Source organism: Heminiphilus faecis, from assembly GCF_008728965.1.
Taxonomy (GTDB): Bacteria; Bacteroidota; Bacteroidia; order Bacteroidales; family Muribaculaceae; genus Muribaculum; species Muribaculum faecis.
In genome coordinates, this window is the sequence record NZ_VSMC01000037.1 from 1 (window position 1) to 15027 (window position 15027).

Consider the following 15027-nt stretch of genomic DNA (forward strand, 5'->3'; position numbering starts at 1 on the left):
ATAGAGAATTAAAAGGGTAAAATAAAATTGACCCCTAACACCAGGACTTTAAAGGGTCAATCATATTATGGCCAAGGTGGGTAAATTCTGTTTGGCCAAAAGGGTCAAAGTAGAGTGGCTTTTCCATTCAAAGGGGTTTCTATGCCCAAATCTGAGCTCAATGCCTATGGCGTTGGGCTTTTGCGTTTGAGTGAGGCACATATCAATGCCGAAAACTTTGAGCGCGAAGAAATCGAATATATCGGGAAATGCAGCATCCGCCGGCATAAGGTGGTACTGGGTCGTATCGGGAATAATTGGGCTGTCGGAGGTCGTACTTCTAAGGTGCGTCGTAAAGTGACCGCTCAATTCCAAGCAAACTTGCGGTTCCGTGCCCACTATGTGATTGAGGGCAAAAGAGTGACTGTGTTACATACTTCCGTCAATATGACCGCTGAAAAAGCGATGAGTGCGTATGAGTGTCGTGATACTTCCAAGCCTCTTTCTGAGATGAGTGCGAGGGAAATCTTCAACGCTGCCAAAGGTCGCAGACCGTCACGCAAAAACGCTCCCAAAATGGGTCTGTCAACACGTTTGGCAAACTCCGTCCGTATGGAAAAATAATATCAACCCAATAAAAATTCAACAAAATGATTAGAACAGTTTATTACATCTGCGGTCGCCCTCGTGTGGCTGTGAGAGTCGCCTCCTGCTCTGGTGGTAAGTACATCAATTACGCTAACCCTTCAAAATCCAACAAAAAATGAAATCACTTCTCAAAACCCTTGCAGTCGGCTGTGTGGCTGCTTTCCTCGGTGTCGGCTGTGCCGTTGCTGCCTCTTTCGTGAAGTATCAGGACGAAATCACTGCATCTCTTGCGGAATATCCGTCTGAAAACCGCCCCGTGAGCGGAATGTTCTTCTCCACTGAATATGTGGTGGAAGAGTATGAATATGACGATGCCTATTGTCTGCTCTATGACGATGCTGACGCAAATCTCTTCGAGTGTGAAATCCTCGTTGACCTTGAAACCTTCCAAATGGTTCACAACTACATCGAAGAGGGCAAGAAACTCGTCGGCGCCCTGGTGCTGAATGAGGATTACAGTTTTGACGGTCTGGAGGTGTACACCTTTATGCCCGACCCTGAATTTGAGATGGCAGACGCAAGTGCAAATCTCTAAAAATTCCAAGCGATGAAGAAACTCATTCTCACAATCATTCTTGCGGTGGCTGCTGTGTCCGCTTATGCTGCCGATGATGTCAAAAACGACACAATCCCCGTGAATAACTCCCAAATCGTGAAGATAGTCGAGGACGAAAGCGTCAACTCCAAAGGGAATAAAACGACCAAGTTCTATTTCCTGTACAATGGTGAGTTGATACAGGCTTCCCGACACGTTGTGGAGTCATACAATCTCTGCAAAAAGCACGATGCAAAATGCCGCCTCGCTGTGGTGGTGAACAAGAAAACCAACCGCAAACGTATCATTCTAAACTAATATCAACTATGGCTAATTATGATGCAATGACCACCTCCGAATTGGAGGAAAAGCGCGACAATCTTGCGGAACGAATGATGCAGTCAAACGACACTGCTGAAATCGAACTGCTCAGTCAGGAAATTGAGGGTATCGAGGATATTCTCAATGAGCGCGATCCGCTGGCAGAGGATTAAACTGCCAAAATCAAAATCAATAGCCGGTGCTTCATCTGAGGTGCCGGCTTTTTCTTTCACTTCTAAAATCCAAAACAATGAGAATAAATTTTTCAAGCGTATTAGAGAGCGTATTCGCTCAGTACGAGTCAACTGATGAGTTAAAATCTGCTGCCAATGGTCTTATCAAGCAGGTTCAGACCGCTTATGAGGCTCGATATACAGAAATCGCTGCCGGTGCGTCCAATGTCAAAGCCAAAACCGCTACTCCGGCACCCACTAAGACTGAAACCAAGTCCAAAAAGGACAAGACACCCAAGGCAAAACCTGCTGAAGCTCCCAAAGCTGAAACCAAGACCGCCGGAGAAACTGATACTCTCATCGCCATAACCGACACGGCTGCCATCAAGAAACTCGGTCTGACCTTCGAGAAGTACAATGACCGTTGCTGGGTGCTTCGTGGCAATACCAAGCCTCTCCGCAAAGTCCTCAAAGAGCAGTTCAAAGGTGTATTCAATAGCCATTTGACCGGTGGCGAAGGCTGGGTTATCAAGACCGCCAATGCCCAGGAATGTGCAACCGCTCTCGGACTTAAAGCAAAGGTCGCTTGACTGAATTGATTAGGGCGGTGTGCTCAAAAACATCGCCCGACTTCAATTATTAACATCCGTTAAGAAAATTCTGAGAGCGACTTCAACTAATACGAATAAAACGCTTATTAATATGAAAACCCCTCTTTTCAATCTTATCAAAGCACTTTTGATATTTGCGATTATGTTTATCGCAACCATCTATAAATTCTCACGCCGCCACTATCGCCGCTTCTGTATCAAAGTGCTGTGGAAGAAATTTCACATCCGTACCTCGGTGTATCATCAGTGGCATGATCGCCGTGCAAAGAAGATGCAGCTCGCTCTCAATGCAGAACATCAAGTTGTCAACACCCCAACAATCAACTTCCTATGAATGAGAAAATAATCAACCGCATGACCAATATCGTTGCGGACTTAATGAAGAGCTTTCAAAGCGACTTCACTAAATACGATAAGCCTTACATCGAGGCTGCCGATGAGTCAAAATTCCCGATGCTGTGGATTGTGGGTGAAAGTCATACTCACTTGCTCAGACTTGGTGATTACGATGAGCACTTTAATACTGATGAGGCTGCCAGATATGCTCACGCCCAAGGCTCCAACCCATTCACTGCCTATCTTGATTGGCTGGGTGGTGATAAGATTTTCTTAATCACTAAGGATGAGGTTAAGGAAACCACCGAAAAAGCAGCTCGTGAAGTTATCCGTGATGTAGTTACGCCAGTTGTCGAGAATTGGAAAGCGAAGAATGGTCCGCTTCCCAAAAATTTCAAGATGCCCGTCCGCTTCAAGAATATCACTTTCGGCAAACTGAAAGAAATGTTCCGTTCCGAAGAGAACCGTGATGGAAGAACCTTAATTCAGATTCTGCGTGAATTTCGCAACTATCGTAAGACGGCTGATGATCATTTCTATGAAGTCACATACTATCCGACACGTAATGAGTTCACTTTCTGCGAATACCGAAATCGTCAAGAAGGTCTTACCGGTGGAATAGTATTTCACGGCTGGCCCGAAACAGGCTATCAACAGAATTATGCCTACCAAATTGACCCGTCTTTCGGCTGGTCAAAACACACCTAAATACTGAGCCTTATGGACTTCTACGATTTTCTACTCCTCAACAATGCAGACAACATTAAACAGAAGAACGGGATTCATATCTCTGATGTGTCCGCAAGAAAAGGCACTTATTCTCCCACCAAAGGAGAGAAACAGCCTTGTATCAGAGTCTATCTTGACAAGACTGACCGCAAAACCTACTATCAGTTTGCTCCACTCTTCAGAATTATCGGAGATACCTCGGTATTGATGACCGAAGTAATTAACGGAGATTGGAATACTGATGAAGAGCTTGATTTCAAGTGGGATGATTTTTCACTTGACCTCAAAGACGTCAAGAGATTTGTTTTATTCGCTTATTCCTGAAACTATGAATGATAATTTATTGATAGAAACCAAAGAGATTGGTGACTATCGCATCAAGATATATCACGACGATTACCCAAGTTGCCCGGTACAAGATTGGGATATGGGTGCAATTCACATTTTTGAGCATCTGGAACACGGACGCTATTGGCTAAGTCAGAGCTGCGACTGGAAAGAACACGTTTCCAACTGTCGTGAATATTCAGTAGCTGATATTCTCCAGCGTGTAGCTGCTGAAGTGGTGGAACAGAAAGACATCATCAAGTATTTCAAAGTTGGCAAGGTGGATGGTTTGCGGTTCTTCTACGACCGTTCACAGCGTCAATGGGTTCTCCAAGGCAAACGAGGATATGGTCTATATGAGGGGCAATGGCTAAATGACTTGGAAATTGACCCTTCCGACCTCAAAAAATATGACTACCGAATGGAGTTATTGGAGCCACTGGATGAGGATGACTTAATGGCCCTTATCCAAGAGTGTGCAAAAGACTTTGTGATAAAAGAATGGGATTCCAGCGGATATTCCCAGGGCGATCACATGAGAGGATTTTCCTATATGACCAAAAAGATGTTCGATGAGCGTTGTGGCTTCTCTCCCAACCACTACAAAACTTGGCAAGAACAAGCCATGTCAGTGATTGACGGAGAAGTTAAGTGTATCGGAATGTGGGCTTGGGGAGATGTCAAAGGTTATGTTCTGGAGAAGAAAGAGGCATACACCAAAACCTATTCTGATGGTCGCAAAGTTGAGTCATTTGACTGGATAGAAACTGACTCTTGCTGGGGTTTCTATATGGAAACTGAGGAACTTATAGCCGAAGTTATTGCAGAACACGATTTGAAAGAGGCTGCTTAAAAATTCACAAAATGCGTTACCCGGAACCGATATTCTCTAACAGCCTGAAGAAGAGAATTAAGCAAATCAACAAAACTCAGGCTCGCAAGCTGTATGAGGCTGGGGAGACAGTTTATCTGCTCCCTTGTCTTTGCAATGTCGATGGAGTATGGATTAATCCTTATCCCATCAATAAAGAAAATGCAGTATGGTATGGTCAGACATTTGATGATGATGTCTGGAGCTTCACCAGTTACAACTGCTGTTCAGAACTTGGTAAATATCCAATATTCTTCAAAATAATAAATTGAACTACAATGGAATTTATTAGCTGTAAAAATAATGGCGGCCCGATGTTTGTCATCGCAACTGGAGAGCAATATATCTTCAAAGATAACTTCAGTGGAGTGGTAGCAATCGCCAAAAAAATCAATTTGGAGGCGGAATTGGGCACTGACAAGGCCACATTTGAGATTGAATATTGCGCCCAAATAAGTGAAGAAACTATCAAGCGCATTATTTCAAAACATCAAAGTCAATATATACCGGTTAAGGTTGAATATCATTTTAACCTCAATAAACAAGCTGGCACAAGTGGTTTACCGTATCTTCTGGAAATCAAAGCAATAAAACGTAAATAAAATGGCGTCACAAGAAATAAGAAATGTCGCTCTAAAGTATTCTGAAACCAAGAGTTTTATAGAGGGCGGGCAAAAGTATGAAATAAAAGTCAAAATCTCATTTGATGATGACTGCAACAACAAGTGTTTCGATTTCAGTGTAACTGGAGAGATCGTGCGTATTACCAAGAATGGTAGGCGCATAGATGAGATGAGTGGCTGTATTCACGATGAAATTCTCCGCTATTTCCCGAAATACGCCTCTTTTGTTGAGATGCACTGTCGTAACAGAGAAGGGATGCCGATACACCCATTCGCAAACGGCTTTTACCATCTCACTCACGGGAATACCCAAACTCTTATGGAAGATTGGTGGATAACTGAAGATGATGGTGAGAAAGCTGTAAGGCTTTTCAAAGCTGTCGATCAGGAAGAGTTCACATATCTGCTCTACAAACTTGGCTTCATTGAGCGTGCTAAATGGAAAGCCGAAGCAGCTATTCAAAAACTTGAAGAGCTGACTGGAAAGGAGTGGGTGAACCCTTATTCTCCTGAAGAAGAGCGTCTGTATAAAATGCCGGAAGGTCTGTTTGAAAAAGTAGAACAGAGAATTTCAGAGGGGTATTATACCGAAGAAACGGTTGCTCAGAGAGCAAAAGATGAACAAGAGCGTAAGTTGAACGAAGCTCGTCAGAAAATTATTGACGAAGCTCGTGTAAAGACTGAAAAAATTAGGGTTGAAAGAGATATAATGCTCTTTATCCTTGATGCGGGACTTCCAATAGACAATGTGATTTATTATAGTCACACAAAAAGGGTTGTGTTCAACTGGCAAGATTCGTCATATCGCTCTCATATTTCCTGGGAGGATTTGGATAAGCTCATGGCTAAATCTGATGAAGAGTATCGTATTCCGGCTTACACTATTTTTACGCTTGAAGAAGCGTATAAGCAGAAGAAAGACCGGGGTATAGTAATTATGGGCGATGGGTTTGAGTCTTGTTGGACTGGAGAGCCGTTACCTTATCCTCACAACTCTCATAATTTCAAACGTCAAATCCATCAGGATAAGAAATGAGAGTAAAATCAATGACTGTTGCAGAAGGGAAGCGTGTAAATATCTCACGCTTCCCCAACTTTCACCGAAGTGGCTCAATAAAGGGTATGAAACAGATGTATTATGGGAAGTCTGCTTTACTTGTAAAGTGTGGCTCGTATATCTACAATGTTTCAAGTGAACCGATCATTTACAATCAAGCCAAGTAAACAATATGAAAACCAAAATATATTCCATTGTCAGATTTGTGCAAAGCGCAGATGATGAGCAGGAACTGACCAGCATAGCACACGGTCAGTTGGAATATGTCATCGACCTTATCCCGGAAACTGATGAGGTGCAGGATGTGACTATTCCTTAAAAACTCTTAAAAATCTCGTTCTCATTCTAATTTTCTTCTACAATGAGACTATTCCCATAAAAACATAACAACCAAAAACGTATGACACCACAAGCTACGAACTGCCTTGAATTATATCGAGGTGGCAATCCTGCTACTATCAAGCAGTTGCTAAAAAACCAGAAGCCCTCTGTCTTAGAGGAATTGAAAAATCACTTTGGCACCAACGACCTTGACAAGCTGGCCGTCTGCCTCAGCAAAGGTAAGTAACACATCATCAAAAATATAAAAATATGATCTCAGACGAAATCGCAAAAACCATCTACGCTTCTCTTCCGATGGATGAGAAGCTGAAACTTGCTCTCTTCAGTGACTTCGGTGAAGAAGCACAGGCTGTGTATGACTTCATCAAATCTCCGATAAAGGAGGTTGAGCAAATCAAAATCGACATTCAGCAGACTGAAGGCTCTCATCAAGCCATTCTGAATGATGGAGTGTACTACATCTACGAGGATAACACAGTTGAAAAGTTCGACTACAAGAAGCGCAATGCTCCGACAAAGACGGTAAAGCGTATCGGCGTAGTGATGGGTCGCCATGCTCTCGCAGTCAATCTGGAGGATTATCCGGAACAGCCCCTTACCAACCAGAAAGACCCCGGCGGTTATGACGGTTACATCACTGAATATGATGATGCTGTTGCTGATTGGAACGGCCAGTCAAACACTGAGCATATCAAGTCTATCGGCACCGGCATAGAGCTGGAGGATGACGAGTGGATCCCTTCAGTTGCTGAACTCTATCTCATCTATCTCAACAAGCGTTCAATCAATGCCGCCATCGAACTTAGCGGCGGTAGCCGCATTAAGGATGGCTGGTATTGGACCAGCACTGAGTACTCGGCGACGGGCGCTTGGTACTTGTACCTGGACGACGGCACCCTCACCTGGCTCGCTAAGGCCACGGGCAGCAACTACGTCCGCGCTGTGGCAGCATTTCATTAACCCTTAACCCCTTTATCCCTTTAACCCTTGGAGCGAAGCGACACGAGCGTAGCGAGTTAGGGATAAAGGGGTTTAACTTTTACTTCTATGGAACGCCTCAATCTTGATCATGTTCGTCAGTTATTACGAGCAAAGAATAATGAGGCCGTCAAAGAAATAGAACCTCAAATCATTAAATTCTGTAAGTACAAATTAAGTAAGTGCATTGACTCGATAGAGATAAAACAGGCATTTCTACTTACGTTTGAATCTCTTTATAATGGCAAGAAAAAAGACTCAACTGACCCATTACCAGACTATTTATTAGGTCTGTTAGATGAGCTTATGAGTGAATATGGATTAGTCAAAATAGATGACTTCAAATCCCTCCAGACTGATGATGTAACCTTATATTGCTGGAAACATAAAGGCAAATGGCATACCAACCCGGTAATCCTCAATAAAGTAATTGATGATGCCAAAGTTGAAATACGGTACACTCATCACGAACCTATGAATGGCTTTGAGCATACTTTCAAAGCTAACACCTTCAAATTCGCAATCAGACAGTTGACTTCTCCCCCAAAGGAGAATGTAAACACAAGATATACATTCTTTTTCTTTAACTCCTAAAAATCTTTCAATATGGAATTTACCACTTTTGAAACTGCTATCAAGAACTATCTTGACAAGCGCGCTGAAGATGATGCTCAGTTCGCAACAACATACGCAAAACCCAACAAAAATATCAAAGAGTGTTGCAAGTACATCTTCCAGCAAGTCGAAAAGAACAAGCCCAAGGGTGAGCGTTGTGTCGGTGTTTCCGACGATGAGGTATTTGGACTGGCAGTCCACTACTATGATGAAGATGACATCGTAGTAGAAGGCCCCAAGAATAAAGTGGAAGCCGTACAGAGTCCTTCTCCAGAACCCCCAGCCTCCCCTGAGCAGATCACTTCAGAAGAAAAGCCTAAGCAGCGCAAACCAAGAAAGCCCAAAGCTGCTGTTGACCCCAATATCCCGGAGCCGCTGGATATTCCGATTTTCTAATCCTTTCAGCTCTTTCACAATATGAAACCCAGAAACAAATTTCAAAGAAAAATTTTGGAGTTATCCAAAACACTCTCTCCTTTGAACGAACATCAATATAAGGAAGCTGTCAGGAAAGTGGCTCCGCATATTGCCAAGTACAATTCTAAGAAAGAATATGTGTGTCTGGATTGTGGTCACTCTTGGAAAGGTGATGAGGCTACTAAGGTTGTATGTCCTCACTGCTCCGCAAAGCTGGATGTTGACAAAACTCGCAAGTGGAATTTTTGTGATAGAGCTTATTTCGCAATCGTAACCAAGCGTGGAGGTTGTCAGGTTGTTAGAATGTTCTTTATGCAGACAAATCTGAGAAGAGGCGAGAAGGCTACATACTGGATTAGTGAGGCTTTTCAACGCTGGCTTACTCCAGATGCCAAAGAAGTGATAGTTGGTCGTGCTCGACATTGGATGTGCAGTTATTGCGATATATGGAACTATGACAGCGAAATGGAAATCCGAACAGAAAACTACGGCCACTATGTCACGCCTTACAAAGTTATCGGGCAATCTTCAGTGATTCCAGAAATCCGAAGAAACGGATATAACGGTGATTTTCATAACTGTTCCCCATATACTTTGTTCCAACGCTTACTCACTTGCAATAAAACTGAGACGGCATGGAAATTAAGGCAATACAAAATGGTAGCTTTCTCATTGGCTAAAAAGTATGAGTTTGAGAAATATTGGCCCTCCGCTAAGGTCGCTTTCCGGCACAATTATAAGATTACCGATGCTTCAACTTGGTATGATATGCTCGACGCTCTTGAATACTGTGGGAAAGATTTGAGAAATCCAAAATTCATCTGTCCTGACAATCTTAAAGAGGCTCATGATTTATGGATTGCTAAAAAGCGAGCTAAGATGGATGAAGCAGATAGACGAAGAGAGCGTGAAAGACGGATGACACCAGAACAACGCTATCAAGCCAATAGCAAGCATGATGAGGCTCAATATAAGCAAGCCAAATCCAAATTCTTAAATTTGGAATTTGTCGATCAGGAAATTGTTGTTAAGCCTCTTCAATCTGTAAGGGAATTTTTGGATGAAGGTGAGTATATGCACCATTGCGTATTCACTAACAAATATTATTCCAAGAATAATGTGCTTATACTTCACGCTTTGGTTGAGGGCGTATCAATCGCAACTATAGAGTTTTCATTAGAAAATTTCTCAATCGTACAATGTCGAGGAAAGTATAATAAAACCCCAATGAGTTATGAACGAATAACATCACTGGTCAATTCCAATATACCGAAAATAATTTCAAAAACCGCATAACTGCTATGACTGAAGAACTAAAAATCGCTATGATAGCCATCAATAAGTGGATGTTTCATGGCTGGAACTACGAGTCAGTTCCATTGACAATCAAGACCCCTTATGGCACAACCGACACCGTGAATGTGCCACAATTCATTAAAGAGGTCAAGTGGACTTGCAACACCAGTCACATGCTGGAAAAATGGAACAAGGCAACTCGTACCCAAGACCCAGATACATATATGACAAAGTTCTATGCGGAGCTTGATAATAACAACCGTCGGCTCTTACTGGAGTGGGTTATCCAAAACTACAATGGTGAAAGATCTTTATTCTAACGAATATGGAAGTATATAGCGTACAAGTTGAGTATGCAGGTGAACGACCGGGCGAAGACTGGCATGGTCACACACTGTGGTCAACACTTGAAGGTGCAAGGCGTGGCCTGAAAAGCGAGCGTGATAGTATTCTTCATAAAAATACTTGGCTCAACAATGAAAACTGTATAGAAATTGATAAGGAGGATCATTTCTTGGCAGGCGATGACCAGGAGTCCTACGACATTACAATCAGCAAAGAAAAAGTCCATGAATGACAAAATATTAGAGATGTTTTTCGACATCAAACGATGGACGTATGCCATTGATAAAGGTGTTGGAAAACATATCAACAAAGCTCATCTCTACCAGCTCACCAAACCTGAGACCAGAGCAGCGATGTATGCCGCAATCAGGGATGGGAAATATGAAATAGCTCCACCTCATACGGCACAGATACCAAAGGACAACGGAGATTTTCGCACAGTCTATATCAACGAGCCCGTTGACCGTGTATTCCTTAGCATTGCCAACGACCTCTTGTTTGAACTTATGCCTGAGATGATTCATCCAGCTTGCCAGTCCTACCAAAAAGGGATAGGATGTGGTAAGATCGTGAAAGAAATATCTTGGAAAATATGCGAGACCAAGGGCGATGTCATTGGATGGAAATCTGATTTCAGCAAGTATTTCGATTCCGTTCCCATTCGGTTTATTGACGAAGCCTTTGATAAGGTGGAAGCCAAATACGGTCATTCAGCTATCATAGATGTGCTCCGTAAGTATTATCACTCCGACTGGTATTTTGATGCAGACGGCAATCTCCAGAAATCCTATCAATCACTCAAACAAGGCTGTTCGGTAGCCTCTTGGTTAGCCAATGTGGTTATGTTTAGTCTTGATGAACGATTGAGCAAGCTGGATGGCGAATATGTCCGCTATTCTGATGACGCTCTATTTGTCGGTCCTGATTATATGAGAGCAATGGAGATTATGTCTGAAGAAGTTGCTATGCGAGAAATGACACTCAATCCCAAAAAGATAGAGTATCTGACCCACACTCGATGGTTTAAGTTTCTTGGCTTTTCCATTATGGGCGCTTCCATCTCACTCAGCTCAACACGAATTAAGTCCTTTCAGAAAGAGATTGAGGCACGAACAATCCGTGCTAAGAATCTGAGCTTCAATAAAGCCATAAATCAGGTTAATAACTATCTTTATTTCGGGAATGGCGAATATAGCTGGGCCACCCAGGTTCTTCCGGTTATCAATGTGCAAAAGGATGTTCAAATACTTTCCGTGTTTGTAGCGGATTGCTTGCGAGCAGTGATTACCGGCAAAACAAAAGTAGGCGGCCTGGGTTATGTGGCCAACAATCCTGATGGCTGTATTCAACGAGGTATTGGCCGAAACGTGAAAGCTAACCGTATCAAAACCGATAAGACGCTACCCGGCTACTACACTCTGGGATGTATGCAAAATGCACTCCGTACCAGTAAAGAGGTTTACAAGACCTTGGTAGCTAATCTTAATCGGAAATAAGAAATAGATTGAGTGTGCAATGACTGATAGAACGACAATCCTTTCAGTGAAGGATCAACAACCCTACTGTGGGCCAGGAGCTATCGCTTTCCGTGGCCAACAGTATGGCAGGATCCTTCTGACATCGAATATCTAAAGTAACACACGATATTGTCTGACTATCAATTACCGAATATGCGGTCTTATCTGAAGGGTCAATCATTTAATTATACAGAAGATGCCAAGATGGACCAAGTTTCATCATCTCTTGTCAGAGATGCTTTCACTGGTCCATCTGGGATATTCTGTAGAATATCAAACCAATAAAGCAACATATCACTGACATGACAGATAGTATAAGCCAAGTATATGGCAGCGACCTGAGAGATGATAAATTTAGCTGGGCTTCATTAAGCTGCCGCTGTAGGCCATACCTACCCTCCAGCGGCAGCCATAAAGCCCTTGCATCGAATGATTAAAGATATATACCATATCATCTTCAGCAGCTTAGTAATGCGACATTATGGTTCAAGAAAACAAAATTTAGTCATCCAGATTGTAATATGACTCAGGTTGCACCGGCGTTTCATTCCTTATCAGTCAATTACGCCGGTTTCACCTGAGTCATCCGTCTGGATTTCATCAGCACAATAAAGAAACGCATCACTGTTTTTGAGAGCCAGACCACCTTAGCACAAAGGAATTTTATCAAGATTGGCAAATTTAATAGAGCTGGATTTAATCCTGGATCTGAATCAACACCACCAGGTTAGCTACCTGGCTCAGTCGATTCCGATCCAGTCTATCCAGCTCCTTAATCGATCCGATAAAGAAATGTGTCAAGCCAATGAGATTATAATTTTTTAACTAAAAAATCAAATGCAAAACATCTATTATGAAGTGATAGAGAAAGTTCAGAATGGAGCCAAATTCCAAGTTGACTTTCAGCAACGGAGTCTGAAAATTGATGGCAAATACATCATCAAGAACGGCGAGTATGAGGGTGAATTAGGAATTGAGGTATCTGATACTCCACTTCTAACCATCGCTCAATTATTTCTCCGCTATCAGCATAGTTTGCCTTCGGAAAGAAGTGACAACAAAAGATACAGATACTTCAATCCACTTCCCGAGCATGAGCTTTCTGATAACGATATACTTTATGGCGAACCACGAGAAACTGCTCAAATCAAATTAGAACTTTATGTTCTGATAATGATTTTGAACGGCTCTCTTAAATGGGATGAATTTGCCAAGGACAAATGGTTCTGGCAATGCCCCTCAGCAAAAGAACTCATTATCCTCAAAGAATGGGTTGAACCTAAAAAAGAAAATAAATAACAAACACAAATATAAATCATTATGGCAAAATTTAACGTACAGTGCCCTAAGTGTGGCGCAAACATCAAGATCAATGCACCCGAAGTCGTAGCAGTAGTTGCTCCCATCTCAGCAATCCCAGTAGTCGCTGCTTTCCCGGCCAAGAAACTCAATGCCGCAGAAGCCAAAATCGAAGCTCTCCGCAGTGCCGATGTCAACGTCGAAAACCTCTTCTCTATTCGTAGCACAAACGGTGCTTACGAAGTCGGCCGCTTCTCTGAAGGTCAATTTTCAGTCGTTTCTGACAATGACCCTATCTTTGCCGCTATCAAGGCCAGTCGCACAATTCCTGACCGTCGCTTGTTCCGTCGTTGGATTATGGCTCAGGTCTTTCACATGCTGTCCGAAAAGGACTGTAAGACCGGCAATCCCATCGGTTTCACTGCTGCTCTTCGCCGCAAGGGTTACAAGTATCAGTGGAAAATGGTAGTTGAAGAACTCCGCGTTCAGGCTAAGCTCTTCAACGATGACCCTGAGAACTATGCAGAGCGCAATCGCTGGTTCAACAGAAGCGTGGTTATCCAGATGGCTAACGACTACATCAAGCTCGTCAAGAACATCGTAGGCACTATCCGTATTCGCCACTGCAAAGGCGTTCCTTATGTTCGTCTTGACGGCACTGACATCTTTGTTGATGACCTTCAGACAAGGGTGTATGCTTCGCTTGAAAAGCTGGTGAAATCAATAAAGAATACCCGCAATCCCGGCGCACTTCATAAAGCCACCGTAAACTTCTATCAGGCTGTAAAAAACACCTGTCTGTTCTTTGATATGGAACAGTCCAAGGCTTTCAAAGACGCTTATAAGGGTGCCGGCGCTTTCTTCACATTGAAGAACCTCATTCTCTTCCATGATTGTGTGTTCCCCAAAATGGATCAGGAGGCTTCAATCGCTTATCTCAACTATCTGGTAAATGACAAGGATTTTGAGGGCTACAAGCTCTTCGGAGTTCTGAAAGACTTTCTGATCACCAATCATATCGACATCGAGGCCAAGCAGAGAGAATGGCAAAAATAAAACTTCAAACACCAAAAAGATGGAAAGCGATTTTATATTAAAGGCTACTGATAAGGAAGCTAAAGCCTTATTTGATAGCCAACTCGCAACTGTCAAACTGATGTCATTTATGGGCGACAAAGAATTATATCCAACTATGGATTATAATAGCAATGTCGTTCATAAATGGGAAGTTAAACTCCGTCATCGAGAAGATATTGGAGAACTCAGAGGCACTTATTCTTACGCAAAGTTAATGAATATTCTAAAATCAAATCCCAATGGATGAATATACACGAAAACGTGTGATCCGAAAAATCCGTGAAGCCCACAATCTCTGCAAAATCCAGTCCATCACTTTCTTTCGTGATGGGTCTGGAGTAGAGTTTATTTATACCGACCCAGTTGGCGATCATGGTCTGCCTTGTTTAATGTCATCTTCACTCAATATTGAAGATGCAATGGAGGCTATATCTGGTATGCGCCTCAAAATAGGTGATATTCCAACCACCTTAAAAATTGAAAAATAATGGATAAGATTTTCAAAATCATCAGAATATCTGAGGATGGCATTCAGACTATGATACCGAAGTATTTTCAAAACTCTTATGGTGTATTAGAAAATGCTGTAACATTCAATATGCAGTTGCATCGAATTTCAAACATTTTAGATCCTATGCTAAGATTGCAGTATCGAAATGGGATAGCTATACCTGTTGGTCTTAATCCAAGAGAAAGAGCCTATGTTTCTTTTGGAACCGACATCTACTGTATTTCTGAAGTTTTTGAAAATGAAAAACCAAATTTTTCATTACTCTTTCAAGCAGCAAGTTTAGTAAACTAAAATTTAAGTAGATGACAAAAATTTGAAAACATCAAATTTTGGGGTATAAGTCGAACGCATAAGTATGGTAAAAATCTCTTCCAGACCATACTTGACAAACGACTTTGCCTTTCTTCCGTGTTTCAGAAT

26 protein-coding genes and 1 pseudogene are annotated in these 15027 nt (G+C 42.3%); 26 read left to right on the forward strand and 1 reads right to left on the reverse strand.

Going from position 1 to position 15027, the window contains the following annotated elements; translation table 11 throughout:
• The first annotated feature begins 114 nt into the window (after positions 1–114).
• From FW767_RS13190 to FW767_RS12135, 26 genes are all read left to right on the forward strand, one after another.
• Positions 115–603, forward strand: coding sequence for a hypothetical protein (locus FW767_RS13190; RefSeq protein ID WP_205523912.1), 489 nt, complete (start codon positions 115–117; stop codon positions 601–603).
• Between the two features lie 139 nt (positions 604–742).
• Complete coding sequence (locus FW767_RS12030) at positions 743–1162, forward strand: hypothetical protein (protein ID WP_150980643.1); 420 nt, start codon at positions 743–745, stop codon at positions 1160–1162.
• 12 nt (positions 1163–1174) lie between these two features.
• On the forward strand, positions 1175–1480 hold the full coding sequence (locus FW767_RS12035; RefSeq protein WP_135984531.1) for a hypothetical protein: 306 nt from the start codon (positions 1175–1177) through the stop codon (positions 1478–1480).
• Between the two features lie 8 nt (positions 1481–1488).
• On the forward strand, positions 1489–1656 hold the full coding sequence (locus FW767_RS13195) for a hypothetical protein (RefSeq protein ID WP_205523913.1): 168 nt from the start codon (positions 1489–1491) through the stop codon (positions 1654–1656).
• A gap of 77 nt (positions 1657–1733) precedes the next feature.
• Complete coding sequence (locus tag FW767_RS12040) at positions 1734–2246, forward strand: hypothetical protein (protein WP_150980646.1); 513 nt, start codon at positions 1734–1736, stop codon at positions 2244–2246.
• A gap of 112 nt (positions 2247–2358) precedes the next feature.
• Positions 2359–2601, forward strand: a complete 243-nt coding sequence (locus tag FW767_RS12045; protein WP_150980647.1) for a hypothetical protein — start codon at positions 2359–2361, stop codon at positions 2599–2601.
• On the forward strand, positions 2598–3311 hold the full coding sequence (locus FW767_RS12050; protein WP_150980650.1) for a hypothetical protein: 714 nt from the start codon (positions 2598–2600) through the stop codon (positions 3309–3311). Before FW767_RS12045 ends, FW767_RS12050 begins: the two co-directional genes overlap by 4 nt.
• Positions 3312–3323: 12 nt before the next feature.
• Entirely contained in the window at positions 3324–3656 is a 333-nt protein-coding gene (locus FW767_RS12055) for a hypothetical protein (protein ID WP_205523914.1), read from the forward strand.
• Positions 3657–3660: 4 nt separating this feature from the next.
• The gene (locus FW767_RS12060) at positions 3661–4512 is read left to right on the forward strand and encodes a hypothetical protein (RefSeq protein WP_150980655.1); all 852 of its coding nucleotides are present in this window, start codon (positions 3661–3663) and stop codon (positions 4510–4512) included.
• 296 nt (positions 4513–4808) lie between these two features.
• Complete coding sequence (locus FW767_RS12065) at positions 4809–5132, forward strand: hypothetical protein (protein ID WP_150980658.1); 324 nt, start codon at positions 4809–4811, stop codon at positions 5130–5132.
• A 1-nt stretch (position 5133) separates the two neighbouring features.
• Entirely contained in the window at positions 5134–6189 is a 1056-nt protein-coding gene (locus FW767_RS12070) for a hypothetical protein (protein ID WP_150980661.1), read from the forward strand.
• Positions 6186–6377, forward strand: a complete 192-nt coding sequence (locus FW767_RS13375) for a hypothetical protein (protein WP_150980664.1) — start codon at positions 6186–6188, stop codon at positions 6375–6377. Before FW767_RS12070 ends, FW767_RS13375 begins: the two co-directional genes overlap by 4 nt.
• Before the next feature lie 5 nt (positions 6378–6382).
• The gene (locus tag FW767_RS13200; protein ID WP_205523915.1) at positions 6383–6529 is read left to right on the forward strand and encodes a hypothetical protein; all 147 of its coding nucleotides are present in this window, start codon (positions 6383–6385) and stop codon (positions 6527–6529) included.
• An 81-nt stretch (positions 6530–6610) separates the two neighbouring features.
• A complete protein-coding gene (locus tag FW767_RS13205; RefSeq protein ID WP_205523916.1) occupies positions 6611–6778 on the forward strand; it encodes a hypothetical protein in 168 nt (55 codons plus the stop codon).
• A gap of 23 nt (positions 6779–6801) precedes the next feature.
• Positions 6802–7512 carry a DUF1566 domain-containing protein gene (locus FW767_RS12080; protein WP_150980666.1) on the forward strand — a complete coding sequence of 237 codons (711 nt, stop codon included), beginning with the start codon at positions 6802–6804 and terminating at the stop codon, positions 7510–7512.
• 87 nt (positions 7513–7599) lie between these two features.
• Positions 7600–8124 carry a hypothetical protein gene (locus FW767_RS12085; RefSeq protein ID WP_150980668.1) on the forward strand — a complete coding sequence of 175 codons (525 nt, stop codon included), beginning with the start codon at positions 7600–7602 and terminating at the stop codon, positions 8122–8124.
• A gap of 12 nt (positions 8125–8136) precedes the next feature.
• Positions 8137–8541, forward strand: a complete 405-nt coding sequence (locus tag FW767_RS12090; RefSeq protein WP_121698771.1) for a Cas9 inhibitor AcrIIA9 family protein — start codon at positions 8137–8139, stop codon at positions 8539–8541.
• A 21-nt stretch (positions 8542–8562) separates the two neighbouring features.
• Entirely contained in the window at positions 8563–9858 is a 1296-nt protein-coding gene (locus FW767_RS12095; RefSeq protein ID WP_150980672.1) for a PcfJ domain-containing protein, read from the forward strand.
• Positions 9859–9863: 5 nt separating this feature from the next.
• Positions 9864–10178 (forward strand): hypothetical protein, encoded by a 315-nt coding sequence (locus FW767_RS12100; RefSeq protein ID WP_128701858.1) that lies wholly within the window; start codon positions 9864–9866, stop codon positions 10176–10178.
• 5 nt (positions 10179–10183) lie between these two features.
• Positions 10184–10435, forward strand: coding sequence for a hypothetical protein (locus FW767_RS12105; RefSeq protein ID WP_123542206.1), 252 nt, complete (start codon positions 10184–10186; stop codon positions 10433–10435).
• On the forward strand, positions 10428–11699 hold the full coding sequence (locus FW767_RS12110) for an RNA-directed DNA polymerase (protein ID WP_128701857.1): 1272 nt from the start codon (positions 10428–10430) through the stop codon (positions 11697–11699). The genes FW767_RS12105 and FW767_RS12110 overlap by 8 nt, the downstream gene beginning before the upstream one ends.
• Before the next feature lie 879 nt (positions 11700–12578).
• Entirely contained in the window at positions 12579–13019 is a 441-nt protein-coding gene (locus FW767_RS12115; RefSeq protein WP_235898124.1) for a hypothetical protein, read from the forward strand.
• 21 nt (positions 13020–13040) lie between these two features.
• The gene (locus FW767_RS12120) at positions 13041–14075 is read left to right on the forward strand and encodes a ubiquitin carboxyl-hydrolase (RefSeq protein ID WP_128701855.1); all 1035 of its coding nucleotides are present in this window, start codon (positions 13041–13043) and stop codon (positions 14073–14075) included.
• Between the two features lie 19 nt (positions 14076–14094).
• A complete protein-coding gene (locus FW767_RS12125) occupies positions 14095–14343 on the forward strand; it encodes a hypothetical protein (protein WP_128701854.1) in 249 nt (82 codons plus the stop codon).
• Complete coding sequence (locus FW767_RS12130; protein ID WP_128701853.1) at positions 14336–14584, forward strand: hypothetical protein; 249 nt, start codon at positions 14336–14338, stop codon at positions 14582–14584. Before FW767_RS12125 ends, FW767_RS12130 begins: the two co-directional genes overlap by 8 nt.
• Positions 14584–14898 (forward strand): hypothetical protein, encoded by a 315-nt coding sequence (locus FW767_RS12135; RefSeq protein WP_128701852.1) that lies wholly within the window; start codon positions 14584–14586, stop codon positions 14896–14898. The genes FW767_RS12130 and FW767_RS12135 overlap by 1 nt, the downstream gene beginning before the upstream one ends.
• 3 nt (positions 14899–14901) lie before the next feature.
• Here the strand turns inward: FW767_RS12135 and FW767_RS12140 are convergent.
• A pseudogene (locus tag FW767_RS12140) lies at positions 14902–15027 on the reverse strand (IS4 family transposase); the annotation flags it as partial.

Coding starts and splice junctions, on each gene's coding strand:
- FW767_RS13375 (WP_150980664.1), top strand. CDS start 6,186: ATGAGAGTAAAATCAATGACTGTTGCAGAAGGGAAGCGTGTAAATATC.
- FW767_RS12030 (WP_150980643.1), top strand. CDS start 743: ATGAAATCACTTCTCAAAACCCTTGCAGTCGGCTGTGTGGCTGCTTTC.
- FW767_RS12040 (WP_150980646.1), top strand. CDS start 1,734: ATGAGAATAAATTTTTCAAGCGTATTAGAGAGCGTATTCGCTCAGTAC.
- FW767_RS12125 (WP_128701854.1), top strand. CDS start 14,095: ATGGAAAGCGATTTTATATTAAAGGCTACTGATAAGGAAGCTAAAGCC.
- FW767_RS12110 (WP_128701857.1), top strand. CDS start 10,428: ATGAATGACAAAATATTAGAGATGTTTTTCGACATCAAACGATGGACG.
- FW767_RS12105 (WP_123542206.1), top strand. CDS start 10,184: ATGGAAGTATATAGCGTACAAGTTGAGTATGCAGGTGAACGACCGGGC.
- FW767_RS13200 (WP_205523915.1), top strand. CDS start 6,383: ATGAAAACCAAAATATATTCCATTGTCAGATTTGTGCAAAGCGCAGAT.
- FW767_RS12095 (WP_150980672.1), top strand. CDS start 8,563: ATGAAACCCAGAAACAAATTTCAAAGAAAAATTTTGGAGTTATCCAAA.
- FW767_RS13205 (WP_205523916.1), top strand. CDS start 6,611: ATGACACCACAAGCTACGAACTGCCTTGAATTATATCGAGGTGGCAAT.
- FW767_RS12120 (WP_128701855.1), top strand. CDS start 13,041: ATGGCAAAATTTAACGTACAGTGCCCTAAGTGTGGCGCAAACATCAAG.
- FW767_RS12100 (WP_128701858.1), top strand. CDS start 9,864: ATGACTGAAGAACTAAAAATCGCTATGATAGCCATCAATAAGTGGATG.
- FW767_RS12130 (WP_128701853.1), top strand. CDS start 14,336: ATGGATGAATATACACGAAAACGTGTGATCCGAAAAATCCGTGAAGCC.
- FW767_RS12065 (WP_150980658.1), top strand. CDS start 4,809: ATGGAATTTATTAGCTGTAAAAATAATGGCGGCCCGATGTTTGTCATC.
- FW767_RS12090 (WP_121698771.1), top strand. CDS start 8,137: ATGGAATTTACCACTTTTGAAACTGCTATCAAGAACTATCTTGACAAG.
- FW767_RS12085 (WP_150980668.1), top strand. CDS start 7,600: ATGGAACGCCTCAATCTTGATCATGTTCGTCAGTTATTACGAGCAAAG.
- FW767_RS12060 (WP_150980655.1), top strand. CDS start 3,661: ATGAATGATAATTTATTGATAGAAACCAAAGAGATTGGTGACTATCGC.
- FW767_RS12035 (WP_135984531.1), top strand. CDS start 1,175: ATGAAGAAACTCATTCTCACAATCATTCTTGCGGTGGCTGCTGTGTCC.
- FW767_RS12135 (WP_128701852.1), top strand. CDS start 14,584: ATGGATAAGATTTTCAAAATCATCAGAATATCTGAGGATGGCATTCAG.
- FW767_RS13195 (WP_205523913.1), top strand. CDS start 1,489: ATGGCTAATTATGATGCAATGACCACCTCCGAATTGGAGGAAAAGCGC.
- FW767_RS12070 (WP_150980661.1), top strand. CDS start 5,134: ATGGCGTCACAAGAAATAAGAAATGTCGCTCTAAAGTATTCTGAAACC.
- FW767_RS12055 (WP_205523914.1), top strand. CDS start 3,324: ATGGACTTCTACGATTTTCTACTCCTCAACAATGCAGACAACATTAAA.
- FW767_RS12045 (WP_150980647.1), top strand. CDS start 2,359: ATGAAAACCCCTCTTTTCAATCTTATCAAAGCACTTTTGATATTTGCG.
- FW767_RS12050 (WP_150980650.1), top strand. CDS start 2,598: ATGAATGAGAAAATAATCAACCGCATGACCAATATCGTTGCGGACTTA.
- FW767_RS12080 (WP_150980666.1), top strand. CDS start 6,802: ATGATCTCAGACGAAATCGCAAAAACCATCTACGCTTCTCTTCCGATG.